Here is a 20715-nt window from a genome sequence, read left to right on the forward strand (position 1 = left end):
CTGTCTCCAGCTTCAAGCCGTGCCGGGTTCCGTATGCCCTAGCCGTCTGACAGGGGGGGCGACTCATTCCGTCACGCCGTGTCGGCGGCAAATGCGGTTGCGCCTGAACTTGGGGGCAAGACCCGCCTGCGAAGAGCATGAACCGCCACGCCCGGTCCTTCCGTGACCATGGCCTCTCGTACGTTCCGGTCACGGGCGCAAACGTCATGGACGGCCCGGCCCCGGTGCCGCTGTGGGGATTCGTCGAGAAAGCCCCCGCCCTTCTTCGGAAAGGCGGGGGCTTGTCATTCAGACCTTGCAGCCGGTGTCGGTTCAGTTGGGCTTGAAGGCTACGGGCAGCACGTCGTCGATGTGCGATGCCAGATGCACTTCGATACGGCGCAGCAGGTCGGCGGGCACGTCTTCAAGGTCCTTGGCGTTCTGGGCGGGAATGACGACGTGCTTGAGACCACGCGCCACGCCTGCGAGAATCTTCTCCTTGATGCCGCCCACCGGCAGCACTCTGCCACGAAGGGTGATTTCACCCGTCATGCACAGGTCGCTGCGTACGGGTCTGCCCGTGAGTGCGGAGATGAGCGCGGTGACCAGTGTCACACCTGCCGAAGGGCCGTCCTTGGGGGTCGCCCCTGCGGGGACGTGGATGTGCAGGTCGCGGTCTTCTGCGAAGCCGGGGTCGATGTCCAGTTCTTCTGCACGGCTGCGGGCGTAACTCACGGCTGCCTGTGCGCTTTCCTTCATCACGTCGCCAAGCTGTCCGGTGAGGATGAGCTTGCCCTTACCCTTGAGGGGGGAGACCTCGACATTGAGCACTTCACCGCCATAGGGCGTCCATGCAAGGCCGAGTGCCACACCGGGCAGCAGTTCCTTTTCGTGTTCATCTTCAAGGAAGCGGGGGGCACCAAGGAGTTTCTGGGTGAGCGCGGGCGTCACACGGAAGGGGCCTTTGGAGCCTTCAGCCTTGCGTCGTGCGAGTTTGCGGCATACCGAGCCTATCTCGCGTTCGAGATTGCGGAGTCCCGCTTCGCGCGTGTAGCCCCGCACCAGCGTCTCTATGGCTGCGTCTCCGATGGTTATCTCGTTCTCTCCGAGGCCGTTGGATGTGGCCTGACGCGGGACGAGATGCCTGCGTGCGATGGCGACCTTCTCCTGCATGGTGTAGCCGGGGATGGAAATGATCTCCATCCGGTCGCGCAGCGGCGCGGGAATGGTATCGAGCTGGTTGGCCGTGCAGATGAACATGACCTTCGACAGGTCGAAGGGGACGTTCAGGTAATGGTCGCTGAACGACCAGTTCTGTTCCGGGTCGAGCACTTCGAGCAGGGCGGACGAAGGGTCGCCCCTGAAGTCGGCACCTATCTTGTCGATCTCGTCGAGCATGATGACCGGGTTGCGCGTGCCGCACTGCTTGAGGCTCTGGATGATGCGACCGGGCATGGAGCCTATGTAGGTGCGCCTGTGCCCGCGAATCTCGGCCTCGTCCCTCATGCCGCCCAGCGAGATGCGCTGGAACTTGCGGCCCAGTGTGCGGGCGATGGAACGCCCCAGCGAGGTCTTGCCCACGCCGGGAGGCCCGGCGAAGCACAGGATGGGGCCTTTCGAGTCCGGGTTGAGCTTGCGTACCGAAAGGTATTCGAGGATGCGGTCCTTGACCTTGTCGAGTCCGAAATGGTCCTCGTCGAGAATGACCTTGGCCTTGCGGATGTCGAGCCTGTCGCGCGAGAGCTTGCGCCACGGCAATTCCGAGAGCCATTCGAGATAGGTGCGGGTGACGGTGGCCTCGGACGAGTCGGGATGCATGGCGGCGAGTCGGCGAAGCTGTTTGTCGGCCTCCTTGCGGACGTCCCGGGGCAGCTTGGCGATGTCGAGAGCACGGGCAAGTTCCTCGAGTTCTTCGTCCTCGTTGCCCGATTCCCCCAGTTCACGGCGAATGGCCTTGAGCTGCTCACGAAGGAAGTAGTCCTTCTGGGCCTTGTCCATGCCTTCGCGGGCCATGCTCTGTATCTTCGCCTGCATGGAGGCCACTTCGGCCTCCTTCATGAGCTGCTTGTTGACGAGTTCGAGTCTTGCCACAGGGTCCACGCATTCGAGGATGTCCTGTGCGTCGGAGACCTTCATGCGCAGGTTGGCCGCGATGAGGTCGGCGAGGCGTCCCGGTTCGTCGACGCTGTTGAGGACGGACATGATTTCCGACGTGGAGATGCCGCGCAGGGAGAGTATCTTTTCACTCTGCTCGCGCGCCGTGCGCATCATGGCCTCCTGCTCGACGGTCAGGGGGCCGCTGTCCACTTCCGGCATGGGGGTGACCCGTGCGGAGATGTGCGGTTCCTCGGACGTGAAGGCGTCCACGTGTGCCCGCGTGACACCCTGTACCAGCACCTTGATGCGCCCGTCGGGCATCTTGAGCATGCGCATGATCATGACGACCGTGCCGGTGTGGTGCAGGTCGTCGGGGGTGGGGTCGTCCACCTGTTCGTCGTGCTGTGTGCAGACCATGAGATAGCGGCTTCCGTTGAGGGCCGCGTCCACGGCTTGCACCGATTTCTCCCGCCCGACGAACAGGGGCAGAATCATGTAGTTGAACACCACCACGTCGCGTACGGGCAGGACAGGAAGCTCCTGCGGGATTTCAGGCGTCTCCTGTGCTGCGTCGTCTGATGCAGGCGAAGCGTCATCGGATTCGGGCGTACCCGCATCGTCATCCGCCTCCGCGGCAGGGGCGTTCTCGTCATCCGCACCGGAGGCAGACTTGCCATCTGCTTCCGGGGTGTCGGCAGGTTGCACCGCCGCAAGTGTGTCACCGTCATCCACGACGGTGTCCGGCTTGTCGTCGGTGTCCACGGTGGCGATGGTCGTGCTTTTCGTGTCGTCGTTCGTATGGGTCATTCGCTGGCACTCCCTGGTGCTCGGAAACGTATGTCGAAAGTGTCGGGTAGCGGGCCTTCATGGGCGGGGTCGTCATGTTTCACGACGTGGTCAACCCGGCTGAACATGGGACCTTTGCGCAAGGCCGTCTCCAGTGTGGCGAGGGCCTCATCCGTCCCGTCGGCGCACAATCGCACCGTCCCGTCCGGTTCGTTGCGCACCCATCCGCGGAGGTCCAGGCGCAGGGCCGTTCGCCGTGTCCATGAACGAAAGCCCACGCCCTGGACACGGCCGATGACAGAATAGGAACGGCGGGGCATGAAAACTCCTAGAGCAGACCGTCTTCCTTCAGGCTGTAACAATCTTCGTCCGTCACGATGACATGGTCAAGTAGGCGGATGCCGAGCGTCAGCGCCGAACGCGAAAGCTGGCGGGTCACCTCGAAGTCGGGCTGCGATGGCACAGGGTTGCCACCGGGGTGGTTGTGCACGAGGATGATGCCCGATGCACTGCAACGCAGGGCCATCTCGAGCACATCACGCGGATAGATGACAGAGGCGTTGACCGTGCCCTTCGTGGCACGTTCCCACGCGATGAGTCTGTTCTGGTTGTCCAGAAGGGCCACCCATACTTCCTCGTGCGGGCAGTTGCCAAGGCGCATCCGCGCCATCTCCGCCACCGACTGCGGGGTGCAAAGCACCTTGCGTTCCCGTGCAGGACTCTCTTCGTATCGTGCCATGCATTCGCGCAGCAGAAGCCAGTAGTCCAGAAGCCCCGGCCCGAAGCCCTTCACCGAGAGAAGTTCCGGTGTCCGTGCATCGAGCACGCCCCGCAACGAGCCGAAACGGTGCAGCAGTTCCTTGGCCAGAGGCTTGGTATCACGCCGCAGGACGACAGTGCCGAGCAGCAGTTCCAGCAATTCATAGTCCCGCAGACCCGTACCGTCGACTCGCAGCCGTTCCCGCAATCGCTCCCTGTGGCCGTGGTAGTGTGGCTTGTCTGACATGATAAGTAGTTGTGACCATGGGGCAAGGGGTTGGGTCACATTCTCCTTGTATGGCGTGGGACAGGGCGGGCGAAGACGGTGAACAGGCCCGCCACCAGTGCATCGAGAGACTGTTCGGGAGAACGTTCGCCGGTCTTGATGCCACGTTCGGCTTCAAGGGTCAGGTCGAGCATGCGGGTAAGCCCGCTGTAGCCGAGTTGCTGCGCAAGCTGTTGCTTGACGGGAAGCACCGACGGGGGAAGGCGTACCGGTTCGCCTGAAAGAAGTTGCCAGAGTTGACGCGTCTCCCGCAACAGCATGCCGATGAACGGAAAGACCATGCTGTCTCCGCCAAGCTTGTCCCGTTGCACCTGCCGCCATACGGCCTGTGCGTTGCCACCTTGCAGGGCCTTGATGAAGGCGAAGATGTCGAGGTCGGGCTCATGGCTGACCAGTTTGGCAAGTTCGGGGCCGAGCGTTGCGTCGAGGCCTGCGGCAAGCAGCAACTTGTCAAGTTCCGTGGCGGCGGCGGTGGCATCGGCGGGCATCGCCGCGGCGATGGCGTCGAGTGCCCCGGGGGCGAAGCGCGCCCCGGCGTCGGTCGCCCGCTGCTGGAGAAATCGCCGGATGCCACGTTCGTCAAGACCGGGACTGCGCCACACCCACCCTTTGCGTTCCGCGAAGTCAAGACAGCGAAGTTTGGCGATATGCGCCGGAATCTTGGGTTGCCCGCGTTCGAAGGGCACTTCGAGGCAGAAGAAGGGCCATGAAAGAGGGTTGGGACGGGCGAGGGCTGTGGACAGGCGCTTCCATACGTCGGCGGGCAGGTTGTGGGCGTTGCGCACCACAAGGGCGCGGGGGCTGCCGAAGAGCCCTTGCAGCGTGAGATGTTCCCAGAAGACGGGGGGAAGAGCCTCGTCGCCCCAGAACACCTGTCGCTCAAAACAGGTTCCGCCGGTTTCGGTGGCGTTGACCAGCCCGGATATGTGGTCCTTGAGGAGGCGACTGTCGGGGCAGATGCAGAAGCTGAAGCCGGGTCTGTCCATATTGCTGCTCGCACGGGAGAAATTGAAGGCCCGGAGACTCTTCGTCTCCGGGCCCTGTATACATGAGGTCGCCTTGGAAGGTCTAGAAGTTGCGGCGCATGGCGTCGGTAAGCTCACGCACCAGTTGCTTCGTAGACTCCTTGATGGCCGCCGCTTCGTCGTAGGTGTCGAGCAGGTCGCTGTAGTAGCGTACCCCCGACTGCCATGCCACGGTGTTCGTCGAACCGTTGTACAGGATGAACTCCATCCCCATGACCGACGAATAGAGAATGGCGGTCGTCTGTCGGTCACCTGCCCAGCGACGCAGCGTCATCTGGGTGATGCGTATCTGCAACTCGTAGTCGGTGGGGCCGCTATCCTTCCAGACGGCGAGCTTGCGGGCACCTATCTCGTCACGAACCTGCGAACGGATGATGTGCGGCAGATTCGCATACATGGTCGGGTTTTCGACCCCCTTGATCTTGAGGGTCTTTGTTCCGTCGCCGAGGGTGCTGGGCCCGTCGGCCGACAGCGTGTACCCTGCGCAGCCCGAAAGGACGAGCAGCGCGGCCATGCACAATAGGGCGGCCCGCAGGGGGGCCAGTCTAGCTGACGACCACATTGACGAGTTTCCCGGGGATGACCACCACCTTGCGCACCGTCACGCCTTCCAGATAGCGGAGGACGTTGGGTTCGTTGAGGGCGAGGGTCTCCACCTCTTCGCGCGACGCATCGGCGGGGATGTCGAGCTTGCCGCGCAGTTTGCCGTTGACCTGCACCACCAGCGTCACCGTATCGCGCACGAGGGCATCCTCCTTCCAGCGCGGCCACGGCAAGGTGCTGACGCTTTCGGTGTGGCCGAGAAGCGCCCAGAGTTCCTCGCTAAGGTGCGGCGTGAAGGGAGAGAGCAGCGTGAGCACGGTGGACACGGCGGAAGACAGTACCTTGCGACCGGATTCGTCTGCGACGAGTTCATCCTTGGCGAGATACAGGGCGTTGACCAGTTCCATGACAGCCGCGATGGCCGTGTTGAACTGGAACCTGTCGTTGAGGTCGTCACCGGCCTTGCGGACGGTGGCATGTTCCTTGAGCCGCAGTTCACGCGCGACGGGTGTCTTCGCGTCCTCGGCGGTGCTGGAACAGGCGCCCACAGCCAGAAGGTGCTCGCGCAGTTCTTCGACAAGACGCCATACACGGCCCACGAAGCGGTACGAACCTTCGATGCCGCTCTCGCTCCAGTCGAAGTCGCGCTCCGGCGGTGCAGCGAAGAGGCAGAAGAGGCGCACGGTGTCCGCGCCGTAGCGGGCTATCATCTCCGTGGGGTCGACGACGTTGCCCTTCGACTTGGACATCTTGCTGCCATCCATGAGCACCATGCCCTGCGTGAGCAGGTTGGCGAAGGGTTCATCGAGTTCGATGAAGCCGCAGTCGCGCAGTGCCTTGGTGAAGAAGCGGGAGTAGAGCAGGTGCAGGATGGCGTGTTCGACACCGCCGATGTACTGGTCCACGGGCAGCCAGTAGCGCAGGGCGTCAGGCGTGAAGGGCGCCTTGTCGTTGGTGGCGTCGGTGTACCGTGCGAAGTACCACGACGACTCGACGAAGGTGTCCATGGTGTCCGTCTCGCGCCGTGCCTTGCCGCCGCATACGGGGCAGGTGCACTCGTAGAATGCCGGAGTGTGCGGCAGCGGCGAGCGACCGTCATCGTGGGTCTTCACATCGAGCGGCAGCACCACGGGAAGGTTCTCTTCCTTCTCGGGCACCACGCCGCAGGCGTCGCAGTAGATGACGGGAATGGGCGCACCCCAGTAACGCTGGCGCGAGATGTTCCAGTCGCGCAGGCGGTAGTTGATGGTGCGGCGTCCGTTGCCGGTGGTCTCAAGGTCGTCGGCGATGCGCTGCTTGGCGTCTTCGTTGGCAAGCCCGTCGAAGGCGCCGGAATTGACCAGCGCACCGGCTTCGGTCCATGCCGCAGACATGGTGGCGGGGTCGAGCGCTTCGCCCTGGGGCTGGATGACCACCTGCATGGGCAGGTCGTACTTGCGGGCGAATTCGAAGTCGCGCTGGTCATGGGCGGGAACGGCCATGACAGCCCCGGTTCCGTATTCGGCGAGAACGAAGTTGGCCACCCATATGGGCATCTTTCGGCCGGTGAAGGGGTTCACACAGTAGGCACCGGTGAACACTCCCTCCTTTTCGAGGGTGTCGGACTGGCGGTCGATGCGGTCCATGTTGCGGATGCGCTCGACGAAGGCTCGCACGTCATCAGCTTGCGGCTTGCCGTCGATGAGCTCTTCCACGAGCGGATGCTCGGGGGCGATGCTCATGAAGGTGGCACCGAAGATGGTGTCGGGGCGCGTGGTGAAGACGGTGATGGAGTCGTCGCGCCCGTCCAGCGCGAAACGTATCTCTGCACCCGTCGACTTGCCAATCCAGTTGCGCTGCATGCTGAGGACGCGCTCGGGCCAGCCGTTCTCGAGCTTGGAAAGGTCGGCCAGAAGCTCTTCGGCATAGTCGGTGATGCGCAGGAACCACTGGGTGAGTTCCTTCTGTTCCACTGCGCTGTCACAGCGCCAGCACAGTCCTTCGATGACCTGCTCGTTGGCGAGCACGGTGTGGCACTTGGGGCACCAGTTCTGGGCCGCCTTCTTGCGGTAGACCAGACCCTTCTCGAGGAAGCGCAAGAAGAAGAGCTGCTCCCACCTGTAGTACTCGGGTGTGCAGGTGGCCACTTCGCGCTGCCAGTCGTAGGAGTAGCCAAGCCGTTTGAGCTGGCTGCGCATGTTGTCGATGTTGGCGAACGTCCACTTTGCAGGGTGGGTGCCGTTCTTGATGGCCGCGTTCTCGGCGGGCAGGCCGAAGGCGTCCCATCCCATGGGGTGAAGGACGTTGAAACCCTGCATGCGCTTGAAGCGCGCCACCACGTCGCCGATGGAATAGTTGCGGACGTGCCCCATGTGGATGTTGCCCGAAGGGTAGGGGAACATCTCGAGCACATAGTACTTGGGCTTGTCGGCTTCGGTATCGCACTGGAAGATGCCGCTGTCTTCCCACTTCTTCTGCCACCGGGTCTCGATGGACTGATGATCGTATTTCATGCCCGCATATTCCTTTGATTTCTCGTAGTGAAGGCTCCCCGGTCAGACGCGGGGTTTGAGCTGCCCGCCTTCGAGGGCCTTGGCTGCGGCATCGAGGATGCCGTTGATGAAACCGCGTGCGTTGGCGTCTCCGAATTGCTTCGATAGCTCAAGGGCCTCGTTGATGGCGACCTTGGGCGGGACGTCGATGCGGTAGAGCATTTCGTACACGGCGATGCGCAGGAGCGTGAGTTCGACCCTTCCGATGCGGTCGATGCGCCAATTCTGCGAGAAGAGGCCGATGACCTCGTCGATGTTCGCCTGTTCAGTCCAGATACCCTCGATGAGTTCCCACGCGAAGCCCTCCGGCTGCGGCGAGCGCCCCTTGTCGGCCACGTCGGGCGACGAGGCATAGGCTTCGCGCAACTGCTTCACCGAAGCGGCAGGCGAGAAACCGAGCCCGTAGAGTATCTGGAAGGCAAGTGCCCGCGCGGCCCGGCGGGAAGGGGTGCCTTTGGTCGTCATGGTCTACAGCTGCTCCATCACGCGCACGGTCTCGAGCACTGCGGCGGCGGCTTCGGCACCCTTGTTGCCTGCCTTGCTGCCGGCGCGTTCGATGGCCTGCTCGATGTTGTCGGTGGTCAGCAGGCCGAAGCCCAGCGGCACGCCGCTTTCGAGGCAGGCCTGTGCAAGGCCCTTCGAGGCTTCGTTGGACACGAAGTCGAAGTGGGGTGTGGCGCCGCGGATGACCGCGCCGAGCGCGATGATGCCGTCATACTTGCCGCTGTGGGCCAGCTTCTTGGCTACGAGGGGCATCTCGAAGGCACCGGGAATGCGGACGATGGTGAGGTTCTCGCGGTCGCAACCGTGACGCTGGAGATAGTCACAGGCGCCGCCGATGAGACGGTCGACGATGAAGTCGTTGAAACGGGTGGCGACGATGGCGAACTTGAGGCCCTTGGCGTCGAGCTGGCCTTCGATGGTCTTGATGTGCAGCATGGTTGCTCCTTTTCCGGGCTGGCCGGCGGCTGATATATGCGCCCCTTGCGGGGTTGCGGTCCTTCGGGCCGCGCTTCGGCCAATCTGGCCCGGCGCGGTGTGCAGACCCGTACGGGGCTGCGACGACGCCTCTAGGCGTCGCCTCCGTTCTCGTGGTGCTTCAGTTCAAGCAGGTGGCCCATCTTCTCCTTCTTGGTGCGCAGGTACTCTTCATTGAAGGCGCACGACTCGAGTTCGATGGGCACACGTTCGACGACTTCTATGCCGTAGCCTTCGAGGCCGACGATCTTCTTGGGGTTGTTGGTCATCATGCGCATCTTGCGCACCCCGAGGTCGACGAGAATCTGCGCACCGATTCCATAGTCGCGCAGGTCGGCCTTGAAGCCAAGCTTGTGGTTGGCCTCAACGGTGTCGTACCCTTGGTCCTGAAGCCCGTAGGCCTTGATCTTGTTGCCGAGGCCGATGCCGCGTCCTTCCTGGCGCATGTACAGCAGCACGCCCGACCCCTTGGCCGCAATCTGGCACAGTGCCGCGGCGAGCTGGCCGCCGCAGTCGCAACGCAACGAACCCAGCACGTCACCGGTGAGGCATTCGCTGTGCACGCGCACGAGCACGGGCTCGCTGGGCGAGATGTCACCCTTGACGAGGGCGATGTGGGTCTCGTCGTGCAGTTCGTTCTCGTAGGCGATGATCTGGAAATCGCCGTAGCGGGTGGGCATCTTGGCTTCACCCACGCGCTTCACCGAAAGAAGGCCCGACTGCATCCGGTAGCGGATGAGGTCCTTGATGGTGGCGATCTTCATGTTGTGCTTTTCGGCGAACTCGATGAGGTCGGGCATCCGCGCCATCTCGCCATCTTCGCGCATGATTTCGCAGATGACTGCGGCAGGCTTGAGATTGGCGAGCTTGGCGAGGTCGACGCTACCCTCGGTCTGTCCGGCACGGACCATGACCCCACCCTTCTGGGCACGAAGGGGGAAGATGTGACCGGGCGTGACGATGTCTTCGGCCTTCACGTCGTCGGCGACGGCGGTCAGGATGGTCGTGGCACGGTCGGCGGCGGAGATGCCGGTGGTGACACCGCGGCGCGCCTCGATGGAAACAGTGAAGTTGGTGCCGAACTTGGACTCGTTGCGGCGGGCCATCAGGGGCAGCTGTAGCTTGTCCACCCACTCGGGGGAGAGGGCCAGGCAGATGAGGCCGCGCCCGTGGGTGGCCATGAAGTTGATGACCTCGGGCGTGACGTGCTGCGCGGCGATGGTAAGGTCGCCTTCGTTTTCGCGGTCCTCGTCGTCGACGAGGATGATCATCTCGCCCTTGCGGATGGCGTCGATGGCCTCTTCGGCCTTGCAGATGGACATGTGGTACCTCGCTTATGTGAAGGGAAAAGGGCTAGAAGCCGTTCTCCCGCAAGAAATCCAGCGTGATGCGTCCGGAGGGCGCGTCCTCTCCCGTATGGGGGGTGTTCCACGGCGCGAGCATGTTCTGGACGTATTTGCCGATGACGTCGGTCTCCATGTTCACGCGGGTTCCCGGCTTCCAAGAGGCGATGGTCGTCACACCCTGCGTTTCGGGGATGACGTTGACCTCCAGAAAATCCGGCCCGCAATGATTAACCGTCAGGCTGATACCGTCAAGGGCTACAGAGCCTTTGGGGATGACCTGCGGCCCGAATGCGGAAGGAAAACCGAGGCGATAGACCTTCGACAGCCCCGCCTGCGTGATGGAACGCACCTCGGCCACGCAGTCGACGTGACCGCTGACGATGTGCCCGCCCAGACGGTCACCCACGGCGAGTGCCCGTTCGAGGTTCACACGCGCACCCTGACGCAGGTCGCCGAGGTTGGTGCGCTGCATGGTCTCTGACGAGGCGTAGGCGGTGAACCAGCGGTCGCCGTATGTTTCCACGGTCAGGCATGTGCCGTTGGTGGCGATGCTCTCGCCTTTGACGATGGCGTCAAGGGCGAACAGTGCGCGCAGACGCAGGCGGGTCTCTCCGCCCATCGGTTCCACGGCGACCACTTCGCCCTGTCCCTGTATGATGCCGGTGAACATGTTCGCTATCCTTTGCCGGGGCGCAGAATCATGATGCAGTCGTCGCCACGGCGTTCGATGCCGGTCATGCGGAGGCGCAACGCCTCGTCCATGTGCAGGGGGGCCCTGCCGTCGAACAGAAGTGCGGCCTCGGCATCGCCGATGATCTTGGGGGCCATGTGCAGATGGAATTCGCCGACGAGACCCGCCTCAAGGAGTGAGAGCGCCAGTTTGCCGCCGCCTTCGCACAGGACGTGTTCAACGCCGTGGTCGGCGCGCAGGCGTGTCAGACCGGCCCGGAGGTCGAGCCTGCCGGACGGGGTGAGCGGCAATGCCATGATGCAGACGCCGGAAGTGCGAAGCGCGTCGGCAGCTTCGGTTCCGGCACCGGTGGAGTCGGTCCACACGACGCATTGTCCGGGACGTTCACGGAAGATACGTGGCAGGGCGTCATGGTGCGGGACGTGCCTCGTCGCCACCACCGCCATGGGTTGGCGGCGGGGCAGGGGGGCGACCCGTGCGGTGAGCTGCGGGTCGTCGGTGTAGAGCGTTGTGCCGCCCACCAGTACCGCTCCGCCCGCCTCGCCTATGCGTGCGCGAAGCTCATGTACGGCGGCACGGGCCTCTGCGCCGCTGATCCACTGCGAGTGTCCGCTACGTGTGGCGATGCGTCCATCAAGGGTGCTGGCGAGTTTGAGGATGACGTAGGGCAGGTCGGTGAGCTTCCACGTGAGAAAATCGGCCACGAGGTCGTGGCATTCCTGCTCGCAGACGCCCATGTCCACCGTGACACCGTGGGCGCGCAGGTACTCGGCACCGCCACTAGCTACGGGATTCGGGTCGGCGAGTCCCACCACCACACGGGTGATGCCCGCCTCGACGATGGCGTGGGAACAGGGCGGCGTCTTGCCGTGATGGTTGCACGGTTCCAGCGTGACGACCAGAGTGCAGTGTGCGGGGTCGACTCCTTTCGACGCGGCGTCACGCAGGCATTCCACCTCGGCATGGGGTTTCCCGTAGCCTGTGTGCCAGCCGCGTGCGGCGACTTCGCCGTCACGCACCAGCACCGCCCCCACGGTGGGGTTGGGGGCCGCGTACCAGCGTCCGCGTTCGGCGAGGGCGATGGCCTCGCGCATGAAAGGGGTGAAATCGGGGCCCATGCCTAGCCTTCTCCGTTGCCGCAGCCGCAGGCAACGCCGTCGCAGCCGCAGGGGCCAGATATCCTTGCGGAAGATGCAGGCGCAGGCTTGAAGTCCATCACCGCATACGACACACCGGCCTCGCGCAGCATGGCTTCGGCAAGGCTGTCAGGGTAGGACTCGGTGTAGTAGACGGCACGTACTCCGCAGTTGATCAGCATCTTGGTGCAGATGAGGCAGGGCTGTGTGGTGCAGTAGATTTCGGAACCCGTCAGCGAGACGCCGTGGATGGCCGCCTGTATGATGACGTTCTGTTCGGCATGCAGGCCGCGGCATATCTCGTGACGCTGTCCGGAGGGGACGCCCAGTTGCTCGCGCAGGCATCCCACCTCGAGGCAGTGAGCCACATTGGACGGGGCGCCGTTGTAGCCCGTGGCGAGGATGCGCTTGTCCTTGACGGCAATGGCCCCGACCTTGCGACGGGTGCAGGTCGAGCGCTCCGCCACGAGATAGGTTATCTGCATGAAATAGTCGGGCCAGGGCATACGGGACATGGGGCCTCCGGGCGTCGGACTTGAAGGCGTAGCGGGGCGGCCAAAGGCCGCCCCGCATGCCGTTGCTACCATGCGAACAGGGGGAACTGCCGTGCGAAGCGTTCCACTTCGCGGCTGATCTCCGCCAGTCGGGTCTCATTGGTGGTGTTGGCGATGGCGTCCACGATCCATCCGCCCACCTTCTCCATCTCGGCGGCCTTCATGCCGCGGGTGGTGAGGGCCGGGGTGCCGAGACGCACACCGGAGGTCACGAAGGGCGAACGGGTCTCGAACGGGACGGTGTTCTTGTTGACGGTGATGCCCGCCTTGTCGAGGGCTATCTCGGCGTCCTTGCCGGTGACGTCCTTGCTGGTGAGGTCGACCAGCATCAGGTGGTTGTCGGTACCGCCCGAAACGAGATCGAACCCGGCGGCGGTGAGCACACCGGCAAGGGCGGCGGCGTTGTCCACCACCTGCTTCTGGTACTCCTTGAACGCGGGGCGCAGTGCCTCGCCGAAGGCCACGGCCTTGGCGGCGATGACATGCATGAGCGGGCCGCCCTGAATGCCGGGGAATATCTGGCTGTTCAGCGTCTTGCCGTTGTCCTCGGTGGAGAGGATCATGCCACCGCGCGGGCCGCGGAGCGTCTTGTGCGTGGTGGTCGTGGTGTAGTGGGCGTGCTGCACGGGGCTGGGGTGGTAGCCAGCGGCGACCAGACCTGCGATGTGGGCCATGTCGACCATGAGCTTCGCGCCCACTTCATCTGCGATGGCGCGGAAACGGGCGAAGTCGATGGTGCGGGGGTAGGCGCTAGCACCGGCGACGATGAGGGAGGGCTTGTGCTCGCGTGCGAGTGCGGCCACCTGCTCGTAGTCTATGCGGCCAGTCTCCTTCTCGACACCGTAGAACACCACGTTGAAGAGACGACCGGAAAAGTTGACGGGGCTGCCGTGCGTCAGGTGACCGCCGTGCGAGAGATTCATGCCGAGGATGGTGTCGCCGGGCTTGAGGCACGCGAAATAGACACCCATGTTGGCCTGACTGCCCGAATGGGGCTGCACGTTGGCGTATTCGCAGCCGAAGATGGTGCGGGCGCGTTCGATGGCGATGTTCTCGGCGATGTCGACGAACTCGCATCCGCCGTAGTAGCGCTTGCCGGGGTAGCCTTCGGCGTACTTGTGGGTGAGGACGCTGCCCTGAGCCTGCCGGACGGCGGCGGAGACGAAGTTCTCCGACGCGATGAGCTCAAGCTTGCCGGTCTGACGTTCGATTTCGAGAATGATGGCCTTGCCGACCTCGGGGTCCTGAAGCAGCAACTCGTCCATGTGTGCGCCCTCCGCAGTAAGGGTTGTGGCCGCACGGCAAGCCGTGCGGCCTTGTACTCTAGTCTTCGTACCGTTTGAACAGAAGGCTGGCGTTGGTGCCGCCGAAGCCGAACGAGTTGCACAGCGCATAGTGGGCCTGCATCTCCTTCGAACCTTCCGTCATGTAGTTCAGGTCGCACTCGGGGTCCGGCGTCTCATGGTTGATGGTGCCGGGAATGATGCCCCTGTGCAGGGTGAGCACGGTGAACACGCTTTCCAAACCGCCTGCTGCGCCCAGCAGATGGCCCGTCATCGACTTGTTGGCCGTGATGGCGATGTTGTAGGCGTGCTGACCGAAGACCTGCTTGATGGCGCGGGTTTCGCACAGGTCGTTGAGGTGGGTCGAGGTGGCGTGGGCGTTGATGTGGTCGACGGCTTCCACAGGTATGCCCGCTTCCCTCACGGCATTGCGCATCGCGAGCGCCATGCCATCCCCTGATTCGTGGGGGGCGGTCATGTGGTAGGCGTCACCCGACGCACCGAAGCCGACGACCTCGGCGTAGATGGTCGCACCGCGCGCCAGGGCCGAATCGAGCGATTCGAGCATCAGCATGCCGCTTCCCTCGCCGAGGACGAAGCCGTCACGTTCCTTGTCGAAGGGGCGTGACGCCTTCTCGGGCGAGTCGTTGTGCGCGGTGGAGAGTGCCTTCAGGGCGGTGAAGCCCGAGACACCCATGGGGGTGATGGTCGATTCGACGCCGCCGGTGATGGCTGCGTCGATACGTCCCAGCTTGATCTCGCTGAAGGCGTAGCCGATGGCATGGGTGGCAGACGCGCATGCGCTCGTCATGACCACGTTGGGGCCTCTGGCTCCTGTGAATATCGAAACCTGCCCCGGTGCCATGTTGGAGATGAGCATGGGGATCATGAACGGCGAGACCTTGTTGGGGCCTGCCTCCATGAGTTTGGTGTGGAAGACCTCGATGGTCTCGAGACCACCAAGCCCCACGCCCAGAAGCACGCCCACGCGGTCGGCGTTGCTCTCGTCGATGACGAGGCCGGAATGCTCTACGAGCATCTTGCCGGTGGCAACGGCGAACTGGACGAAGCGGTCCATGCGTCGTGCCTGCTTGGCGGGCATGAACTTCTCAGGATCGAAATCCTTCACTTCGCCTGCGATACGCGAGGCGTATTCTGTGGCGTCGAAGCGGGTGATGGGCCCGATGCCGGACTTGCCGGCAACAAGGTTATCCCAGCTGGTTTCGATGTCATTTCCAAGGGGGGTGAGGGCTGCAAGGCCCGTCACCACAACGCGCTTTCCGGTCATTCGGATGATCCTCTCGGCGTTTCGGACGCATCGGCCCCGCCTGCCCGTTTGAGCGAAAGAACAGCAGTTCCGGTGTGTTGGCACCGGCGGGGTCGGTCGCCGATCGTCCCTGAGAAAAATGCGCAAGAGCGTCTTATGACACCGTCATAAGACGCCCGTGCTCAGTGTCGCATAGAAGAAGACAAGACTACTGCTTGTTGCTGACGTAGTCGATGGCGTCTTTGACCTTGAGAATCTTCTGGGCGTCGTCGTCATCGATTTCAACGCCGAATTCCTCTTCCATGGCCATGATCAGTTCAGTCAGGTCGAGGGAGTCTGCGCCGAGGTCTTCAACGAAAGAGGCTTCGGGCTTGACTTCCTCGGCGGACACGCCGAGCTGGTCCATGATGATCTTCTTGACTTTTTCTTCAACGGACATGGGTCCCTCCAATGCGGTGTTTTCGGTTGTTCAGTCTGTAAGGCAGGCGCGTGTCATCAGCAGTACATGCCGCCGTTGACGGCGAGAACCTGTCCGGTGATGTACGATGCCCTTTCCGAGGCCAGAAAGGCCACTGCGTCCGCGATGTCCTGGGCGGAACCCAGACGACGCAGCGGGATGGCCTCGACATATGCTTTGCGAACCTCTTCAGGGAGGCCCGCCGTCATATCCGTTTCGATGAAGCCGGGGGCCACGGCGTTGACCGTGACGTTGCGGGCGGCAAGTTCCTTCGCGGCCGACTTGGTGAGCCCGATGAGACCGGCTTTTGCCGCGCAGTAGTTGGCCTGCCCGGCGTTGCCCATCTGCCCGACGACAGAGGTGATGTTGATGATACGCCCGAGACGCTGGCGGGTCATCAGTTTCGATGCCTCGCGCAGGCAGGTGAAGGCGCCGCACAGGTTCACGTCGAGAACCCGTTCGAAATCCTCGTCCTTCATGCGCATGATGAGGCCGTCCTTGGTGATGCCCGCGTTGTTGACCAGCACGTCGAGGCGCACCTTGTCCTTGATTTCGGACTGGAAGAAGGCGGCAACGGCGGCGGCGTCGGAGACGTCGAGTCGGAAGGCAGTGGCGCTTCCGCCTGCGTCGCGGATGCCTGCGGCGACGGCCTCGGCCTCATCAGGCTTGCTCACGTAGGTCAGGAACACCTGAAGACCGGCACGGGCCAGCGTTTCGGCAACGGCCTTGCCGATGCCACGCGACCCGCCGGTGACGATGGCGGTGGGGGTAAGTTCGCTCATCACAAACCTTGCATTCTGCGGTTTGACGAAAGGCATCGCCTTATACCTCAAAGGCGTGCCGACTTCAATTGCCGAAGAGGGCCTCTAGAAACGCAGCAATGCCGCGCCCCATGTGAAGCCGCCACCGAAGGTCGTCAGAAGCACCCTCATGCCGGGGCGGATGCGCCCCTGCGCGCGGGCGTCGGCAAGTGCCAGCGGAATGGATGCCGCGCTGGTGTTGCCGAAGTCATGGACGTTGACGAAGACCTTTTCGGACGCGAAGCCGAGACGGTCGCCCACGGCTTCGATGATGCGAAGGTTGGCCTGATGCGGAATGACGAGGTCGACGTCTTCGGTCGTGAAGCCGTTGCGGGCAAGCAGGTCGTTGCAGACCTGCGTCATGCTGCGTACGGCGTGCTTGAACACGTCGCGGCCCTGCATCCGCACGAAGTACTCCTCGCCGACGCTGTCGCCGATGGCATAGGGGTTGGCTGTGCCGCCGCCGATGGTCAGCAGGTCGCCCAACGAACCGTCGGAGGTGACGATGCTGTCTTCAAGCACGGCAGTGCCCTGTGTCGCGTCAACATCAGCCGTGACCACGGTCGCACCTGCCCCGTCGCCGAAAAGGACGCAGGTCGTGCGGTCCTTCCAGTTGCAGCGCAGGGACAGGGCTTCGGCAGCCACGAGAAGCACCCGGGATGCGGGGCGTGCGGCCACGATGCCCTGTGCCAGTTCGAGTCCGTACAGGAAGCCCGAACACGCGGCGTTGCAGTCCAGCGCCATCACCCCCGTCATACCCAGCTTGCGGGCGACGATGCAGGCGGTGTTGGGGCAGGATGCGTCGGGGGTGCAGGTGGCCACGAGGACATGGGTTATGTCTGCGGTGTCCAGTGCCGCGTCGGCAAGGGCTGCGCGGGCGGCTTCAACGGCGAGGTCGGACGTGGTCTGTCCGGGGGCCACCACATGCCGCTGGCGGATACCCGTCCGGGTGGTGATCCACTCGTCGGTGGTCTCGACCATGGACTCGATGTCGGCGTTGGTGAGGATGCGTTCGGGAGCATAAGCCCCAAAGCCCCTCAATAGGCTCGGTGAGGTCATGTCGCTTGTTCCGGAAGATGGGGGACGGTCGGTGTTTCCGTCCTGTGATGGGGGGGTTACTGCCTGACGGCCTTGCCGTAGCGGGTCAGTTCCTCGTTGGCGCAGATGGCTTGCACGACGCGTTCGTTGGTCTTCTTCTCGACGAAGGTCGCAGCCATGTTGACGGCACTCTTTATGGCCTTGGCGTTGGACTTGCCATGACAGACGATGGCGATGCTCTGAAGGCCAAGAAGCGGAGCGCCGCCGTATTCGGCATAGTCTACCACGCGGGCGAAACGCTTGAAGGCCGAACGGGCCAGCAGCGTGCCGAGCTTGGGCAGAAAGCCGGAAAGCAGTTCGCGCTTGAGTACGCGGCTCATGGACGAGCTGAGCCCCTCGCTCAACTTGAGTGCCACGTTGCCCACGAAACCGTCGCAAACCACGACGTCGACTTCACCGGTGAAGAGGTCCCTCCCCTCTACGTTGCCGACGAAGTTGATGTTCTGGGCCAGCTTGAAGAGTTCGTACGCTTCCTTGACCAGCGTGTTGCCCTTGCCCTCCTCCTCTCCGATGCTGAGAAGGCCGATGCGCGGCGTCTCGTAGCCCAGAAGGTCGCGGGCGAAGGCGTTGGCCATGAGGCCGAACTGGAAAAGGTGGTGGGGTTTGCAGTCCACGTTGGCTCCCACGTCGAGGAGTACGATGGGCTGCTTTTCGGTGGGCATGACAGAGGCGAGGGCAGGGCGTTCGACACCCGGCACGCGACCCATGATGAACATGCCGCAGGCGACGGAAGCACCGGAATGACCGGCGCTGACGATGCCGTGGGCGTGACCGTCGCGAACGAGACGGCAGACGACCTGTATGGAGGCGTCCTTCTTGCGGCGGAGAATGTCGGAGGGTTTTTCGTCCATTCCGGCGACTTCGCTGGCATGGACGACTTCCACTTCGACACCGTCGAGGGGAATCCTTGCGAGTTCCTCTTCGACCTTTTGCCTGTCTCCGACGAGCAGGACCTTGAGCCCGCGTTCCCGGGCCGCGTCAACGGCACCGGGAACAACCACGGAGGGGCCGAAATCCCCCCCCATGGCGTCCACGGCGATGATGGTGCTATTCATTGTCCTGCTTGGTCACCTGACGGCCCTTGTAGGTACCGCAGCTGGGGCAGGCACGGTGGGGAGCGGTGGGCTCGCCGCAGGCGCAGTACACGACGGCGGGCACGGCCACGCGGTCGTGGGAGCGACGCATCCCCTTGCGGGAACGGGACTTCTTGTTCTGCTGAACGGCCATGGCTATCTCCTTGCAGTCGGCCGGGGCGTACCCCGTGCCGGGTTCTAGTGCTTGTCTATCCTCACCCCGCGCAGAACAGCCAGACGGGGGTCACCCTCTTCGTGCGCACACGCACAGGGGCCCTCGTTCAGGTTCTTCCCGCAGGACGGACACAGACCCTTGCACGCGCCGCCGCACAGCGGCTTCACGGGCAGGGCCAGCAGAAATTCTTCCCAGAGCAGCCCCGAGAGGCTGATCTCGAAACCCTTGCCTTCAGGCACGGGGCGCAAAACCTCGGTGTCGACATCCGCATCGTCGTCTTCACCGGGGAAGGGCTCGAAACTTTCGAAACGATGTTCTACAGCGACAAGCGTCGGTTCGGCGCATCTGTCGCAAGGCACACTGACCTTGCCGCCGAGGGTGCCGCGCACGAGAACGCCGTCTTCCTGCGGAAGCAGGAACACAGTGGCCCGAAGAGGCTCCGCCACCTGATAGGGCAGGGAGAACTCCTTGATGGGCGCGGCCCACACCGAGGCTTCGTCGACCTCATATTCCTGTCCACCCGACGGGATGTCGTTGAGCGGAACCCAAATCTGATGCATAGCTACCTCGCGAGCAGGGTTTACTACATGCGAACCGACTCCCCTGTCAAGAAACGCCTTGTCGGGGGTTGCATTTTCCGCAGTCAGGGTATAAGACCTCTTTCTCTTGGCGGCGGGGCTACCTGTGCAGGGTTGCCGACATGCCCGCTGTCCGCCATATTACGCCATCATCCAGACATTTGCACATATATGGAGGAACGTCATGGGTAAGCAGTGCGAAGTTTGCGGCAAGAAGCCCCAGGTCGGCCACCATGTGAGCCACTCGAACATCAAGACCAAGCGTCGTTTCGAGCCCAACCTTCAGAGCGTTCGTCATCAGCTTCCTTCTGGCGAAGTGAAGACCGTGACCGTGTGCACTCGCTGCCTGCGTTCCGGTGCCGTCACCAAGCCCGTGGTTCGCAAGAGCGCCTAAATTCTCATCCGGCTCACGGATGGAAGACCCCGGTAGTCCGCTGCCGGGGTTTTTTGCATTGACGGTCGGGGCGGCGAGAGCGGCTGTTCTCTCGGGCGCTGCTCCATCCGTGATTCGCCCCCGATGACACGCCATCTCCGTTTGCCATCTGATTCCGGCGGGTTGACCACTTGCCAGCTTCACGGCAGTGTCTATTTCTTATGCGTCGCCGATATCGGGAGTCATCGCATACGTTCTTCTGACCTGAAGGGGCGATACGTCCCATGGTGAGCGGCCACCCCAACCACAGACCGCCCCGGAGGGTTCATGCTGTCGAGGCTTTTTCTGCTTTTTGCCCTTGTTCCTTTCCTTGAACTCTATCTGCTTGTTCAGGTCGGAACAGTCATAGGTGCAGCACCTACCATACTCCTAGTCATCCTCACCGCTGTAGTAGGGGCGTGGCTTGCCCGCACGCAGGGGCTTGGGGTGATGGCACGCGTGCAGAACGACCTTGCCCGCGGCATCATGCCCGGTCAGGCGCTGATCGACGGATTCTGCATCCTTCTTGCCGGTCTGCTGCTCCTCACACCGGGCTTCCTCACTGATGTCGTCGGTCTTTTGCTGCTTCTTCCGCCCTTTCGCGCGTTGCTGGCGTCGCGCCTGCAACGTCATTTCGCCGTGCGTTACGCCTCCTCGGGTACGACTGCGGAGGGGGGGCACTTCATCGTGTACGGCAGCAGCGGCCCCGCGGCCCATGAAGAACCGCGCCACGCTGTCGTCATCGACACGCAGCCCATCGATTCGTCGTCAGCCGCCACGGGACTCGCCGATGACACGAAACCCCTCGGCGATGCGCAGCCCTCTGGTGACGGACGGCCCCGTTCGTGATTCCCCCACCGC

22 protein-coding genes are annotated in these 20715 nt (G+C 63.2%); 2 read left to right on the plus strand and 20 right to left on the minus strand.

The genetic code is table 11. The features are described from left to right. Nucleotides 1-312: 312 nt before the first annotated feature. The 20 genes from lon to DVU_RS05720 all read right to left on the minus strand — a co-directional run bounded on the left by lon (nt 313) and on the right by DVU_RS05720 (nt 19424). Nucleotides 313-2883, minus strand: a complete 2571-nt coding sequence (lon, locus tag DVU_RS05625; protein WP_010938487.1) for an endopeptidase La — start codon at nt 2881-2883, stop codon at nt 313-315. Further along, a complete protein-coding gene (locus DVU_RS05630; RefSeq protein WP_010938488.1) occupies nt 2880-3182 on the minus strand; it encodes an acylphosphatase in 303 nt (100 codons plus the stop codon). Before DVU_RS05630 ends, lon begins: the two co-directional genes overlap by 4 nt. Nucleotides 3183-3190: 8 nt before the next feature. Then, nucleotides 3191-3868: a RadC family protein gene (radC, locus tag DVU_RS05635; protein ID WP_010938489.1), complete on the minus strand. Its 678-nt coding sequence runs from the start codon at nt 3866-3868 to the stop codon at nt 3191-3193. Nucleotides 3869-3903: 35 nt separating this feature from the next. Then, a complete protein-coding gene (gene holA, locus DVU_RS05640) occupies nt 3904-4893 on the minus strand; it encodes a DNA polymerase III subunit delta (RefSeq protein ID WP_014524331.1) in 990 nt (329 codons plus the stop codon). An 82-nt stretch (nt 4894-4975) separates the two neighbouring features. Then, nucleotides 4976-5494, minus strand: a complete 519-nt coding sequence (gene lptE, locus DVU_RS05645) for an LPS assembly lipoprotein LptE (RefSeq protein ID WP_010938491.1) — start codon at nt 5492-5494, stop codon at nt 4976-4978. After that, nucleotides 5478-7967: a leucine--tRNA ligase gene (gene leuS, locus DVU_RS05650; RefSeq protein WP_010938492.1), complete on the minus strand. Its 2490-nt coding sequence runs from the start codon at nt 7965-7967 to the stop codon at nt 5478-5480. The genes lptE and leuS overlap by 17 nt, the downstream gene beginning before the upstream one ends. 42 nt (nt 7968-8009) lie before the next feature. After that, nucleotides 8010-8471, minus strand: coding sequence for a transcription antitermination factor NusB (gene nusB, locus DVU_RS05655; protein ID WP_010938493.1), 462 nt, complete (start codon nt 8469-8471; stop codon nt 8010-8012). A gap of 3 nt (nt 8472-8474) precedes the next feature. Beyond that, nucleotides 8475-8945: a 6,7-dimethyl-8-ribityllumazine synthase gene (gene ribH / locus DVU_RS05660; RefSeq protein ID WP_010938494.1), complete on the minus strand. Its 471-nt coding sequence runs from the start codon at nt 8943-8945 to the stop codon at nt 8475-8477. 131 nt (nt 8946-9076) lie between these two features. Next, the gene (locus tag DVU_RS05665; RefSeq protein ID WP_010938495.1) at nt 9077-10306 is read right to left on the minus strand and encodes a bifunctional 3,4-dihydroxy-2-butanone-4-phosphate synthase/GTP cyclohydrolase II; all 1230 of its coding nucleotides are present in this window, start codon (nt 10304-10306) and stop codon (nt 9077-9079) included. 31 nt (nt 10307-10337) lie between these two features. Further along, a complete protein-coding gene (locus DVU_RS05670) occupies nt 10338-11000 on the minus strand; it encodes a riboflavin synthase (RefSeq protein WP_010938496.1) in 663 nt (220 codons plus the stop codon). 5 nt (nt 11001-11005) lie between these two features. Continuing rightward, nucleotides 11006-12139: a bifunctional diaminohydroxyphosphoribosylaminopyrimidine deaminase/5-amino-6-(5-phosphoribosylamino)uracil reductase RibD gene (ribD, locus tag DVU_RS05675; RefSeq protein WP_010938497.1), complete on the minus strand. Its 1134-nt coding sequence runs from the start codon at nt 12137-12139 to the stop codon at nt 11006-11008. A 2-nt stretch (nt 12140-12141) separates the two neighbouring features. Continuing rightward, entirely contained in the window at nt 12142-12672 is a 531-nt protein-coding gene (locus DVU_RS05680; RefSeq protein ID WP_010938498.1) for a deoxycytidylate deaminase, read from the minus strand. A 65-nt stretch (nt 12673-12737) separates the two neighbouring features. Continuing rightward, on the minus strand, nt 12738-13976 hold the full coding sequence (gene glyA, locus DVU_RS05685; RefSeq protein ID WP_010938499.1) for a serine hydroxymethyltransferase: 1239 nt from the start codon (nt 13974-13976) through the stop codon (nt 12738-12740). 58 nt (nt 13977-14034) lie between these two features. Next, a complete protein-coding gene (fabF, locus tag DVU_RS05690) occupies nt 14035-15282 on the minus strand; it encodes a beta-ketoacyl-ACP synthase II (protein WP_010938500.1) in 1248 nt (415 codons plus the stop codon). A gap of 187 nt (nt 15283-15469) precedes the next feature. Beyond that, a complete protein-coding gene (acpP, locus tag DVU_RS05695) occupies nt 15470-15700 on the minus strand; it encodes an acyl carrier protein (RefSeq protein ID WP_010938501.1) in 231 nt (76 codons plus the stop codon). 56 nt (nt 15701-15756) lie between these two features. Beyond that, a complete protein-coding gene (gene fabG, locus DVU_RS05700) occupies nt 15757-16500 on the minus strand; it encodes a 3-oxoacyl-[acyl-carrier-protein] reductase (RefSeq protein WP_010938502.1) in 744 nt (247 codons plus the stop codon). Between the two features lie 84 nt (nt 16501-16584). Further along, on the minus strand, nt 16585-17577 hold the full coding sequence (locus tag DVU_RS05705) for a beta-ketoacyl-ACP synthase III (RefSeq protein ID WP_010938503.1): 993 nt from the start codon (nt 17575-17577) through the stop codon (nt 16585-16587). A 56-nt stretch (nt 17578-17633) separates the two neighbouring features. Beyond that, complete coding sequence (plsX, locus tag DVU_RS05710) at nt 17634-18671, minus strand: phosphate acyltransferase PlsX (protein ID WP_010938504.1); 1038 nt, start codon at nt 18669-18671, stop codon at nt 17634-17636. Continuing rightward, nucleotides 18664-18843, minus strand: a complete 180-nt coding sequence (gene rpmF / locus DVU_RS05715; RefSeq protein WP_010938505.1) for a 50S ribosomal protein L32 — start codon at nt 18841-18843, stop codon at nt 18664-18666. The genes plsX and rpmF overlap by 8 nt, the downstream gene beginning before the upstream one ends. A 44-nt stretch (nt 18844-18887) precedes the next feature. Then, nucleotides 18888-19424 (minus strand): YceD family protein, encoded by a 537-nt coding sequence (locus DVU_RS05720; protein WP_010938506.1) that lies wholly within the window; start codon nt 19422-19424, stop codon nt 18888-18890. A gap of 202 nt (nt 19425-19626) precedes the next feature. Here DVU_RS05720 and rpmB point away from each other — a divergent pair, with 202 nt between their 5' ends. Continuing rightward, on the plus strand, nt 19627-19836 hold the full coding sequence (gene rpmB, locus DVU_RS05725; protein WP_010938507.1) for a 50S ribosomal protein L28: 210 nt from the start codon (nt 19627-19629) through the stop codon (nt 19834-19836). Between the two features lie 306 nt (nt 19837-20142). Then, complete coding sequence (locus DVU_RS05730; protein WP_010938508.1) at nt 20143-20703, plus strand: FxsA family protein; 561 nt, start codon at nt 20143-20145, stop codon at nt 20701-20703. Nucleotides 20704-20715 lie beyond the last annotated feature (12 nt).

It is taken from the genome of Nitratidesulfovibrio vulgaris str. Hildenborough (genome assembly GCF_000195755.1).
In the GTDB taxonomy this organism is placed as follows: Bacteria; Desulfobacterota; Desulfovibrionia; order Desulfovibrionales; family Desulfovibrionaceae; genus Nitratidesulfovibrio; species Nitratidesulfovibrio vulgaris.

Coding starts and splice junctions, on each gene's coding strand:
- lon (WP_010938487.1), bottom strand. CDS start 2,883: ATGACCCATACGAACGACGACACGAAAAGCACGACCATCGCCACCGTG.
- DVU_RS05630 (WP_010938488.1), bottom strand. CDS start 3,182: ATGCCCCGCCGTTCCTATTCTGTCATCGGCCGTGTCCAGGGCGTGGGC.
- radC (WP_010938489.1), bottom strand. CDS start 3,868: ATGTCAGACAAGCCACACTACCACGGCCACAGGGAGCGATTGCGGGAA.
- holA (WP_014524331.1), bottom strand. CDS start 4,893: ATGGACAGACCCGGCTTCAGCTTCTGCATCTGCCCCGACAGTCGCCTC.
- lptE (WP_010938491.1), bottom strand. CDS start 5,494: ATGTGGTCGTCAGCTAGACTGGCCCCCCTGCGGGCCGCCCTATTGTGC.
- leuS (WP_010938492.1), bottom strand. CDS start 7,967: ATGAAATACGATCATCAGTCCATCGAGACCCGGTGGCAGAAGAAGTGG.
- nusB (WP_010938493.1), bottom strand. CDS start 8,471: ATGACGACCAAAGGCACCCCTTCCCGCCGGGCCGCGCGGGCACTTGCC.
- ribH (WP_010938494.1), bottom strand. CDS start 8,945: ATGCTGCACATCAAGACCATCGAAGGCCAGCTCGACGCCAAGGGCCTC.
- DVU_RS05665 (WP_010938495.1), bottom strand. CDS start 10,306: ATGTCCATCTGCAAGGCCGAAGAGGCCATCGACGCCATCCGCAAGGGC.
- DVU_RS05670 (WP_010938496.1), bottom strand. CDS start 11,000: ATGTTCACCGGCATCATACAGGGACAGGGCGAAGTGGTCGCCGTGGAA.
- ribD (WP_010938497.1), bottom strand. CDS start 12,139: ATGGGCCCCGATTTCACCCCTTTCATGCGCGAGGCCATCGCCCTCGCC.
- DVU_RS05680 (WP_010938498.1), bottom strand. CDS start 12,672: ATGTCCCGTATGCCCTGGCCCGACTATTTCATGCAGATAACCTATCTC.
- glyA (WP_010938499.1), bottom strand. CDS start 13,976: ATGGACGAGTTGCTGCTTCAGGACCCCGAGGTCGGCAAGGCCATCATT.
- fabF (WP_010938500.1), bottom strand. CDS start 15,282: ATGACCGGAAAGCGCGTTGTGGTGACGGGCCTTGCAGCCCTCACCCCC.
- acpP (WP_010938501.1), bottom strand. CDS start 15,700: ATGTCCGTTGAAGAAAAAGTCAAGAAGATCATCATGGACCAGCTCGGC.
- fabG (WP_010938502.1), bottom strand. CDS start 16,500: ATGAGCGAACTTACCCCCACCGCCATCGTCACCGGCGGGTCGCGTGGC.
- DVU_RS05705 (WP_010938503.1), bottom strand. CDS start 17,577: ATGACCTCACCGAGCCTATTGAGGGGCTTTGGGGCTTATGCTCCCGAA.
- plsX (WP_010938504.1), bottom strand. CDS start 18,671: ATGAATAGCACCATCATCGCCGTGGACGCCATGGGGGGGGATTTCGGC.
- rpmF (WP_010938505.1), bottom strand. CDS start 18,843: ATGGCCGTTCAGCAGAACAAGAAGTCCCGTTCCCGCAAGGGGATGCGT.
- DVU_RS05720 (WP_010938506.1), bottom strand. CDS start 19,424: ATGCATCAGATTTGGGTTCCGCTCAACGACATCCCGTCGGGTGGACAG.
- rpmB (WP_010938507.1), top strand. CDS start 19,627: ATGGGTAAGCAGTGCGAAGTTTGCGGCAAGAAGCCCCAGGTCGGCCAC.
- DVU_RS05730 (WP_010938508.1), top strand. CDS start 20,143: ATGCTGTCGAGGCTTTTTCTGCTTTTTGCCCTTGTTCCTTTCCTTGAA.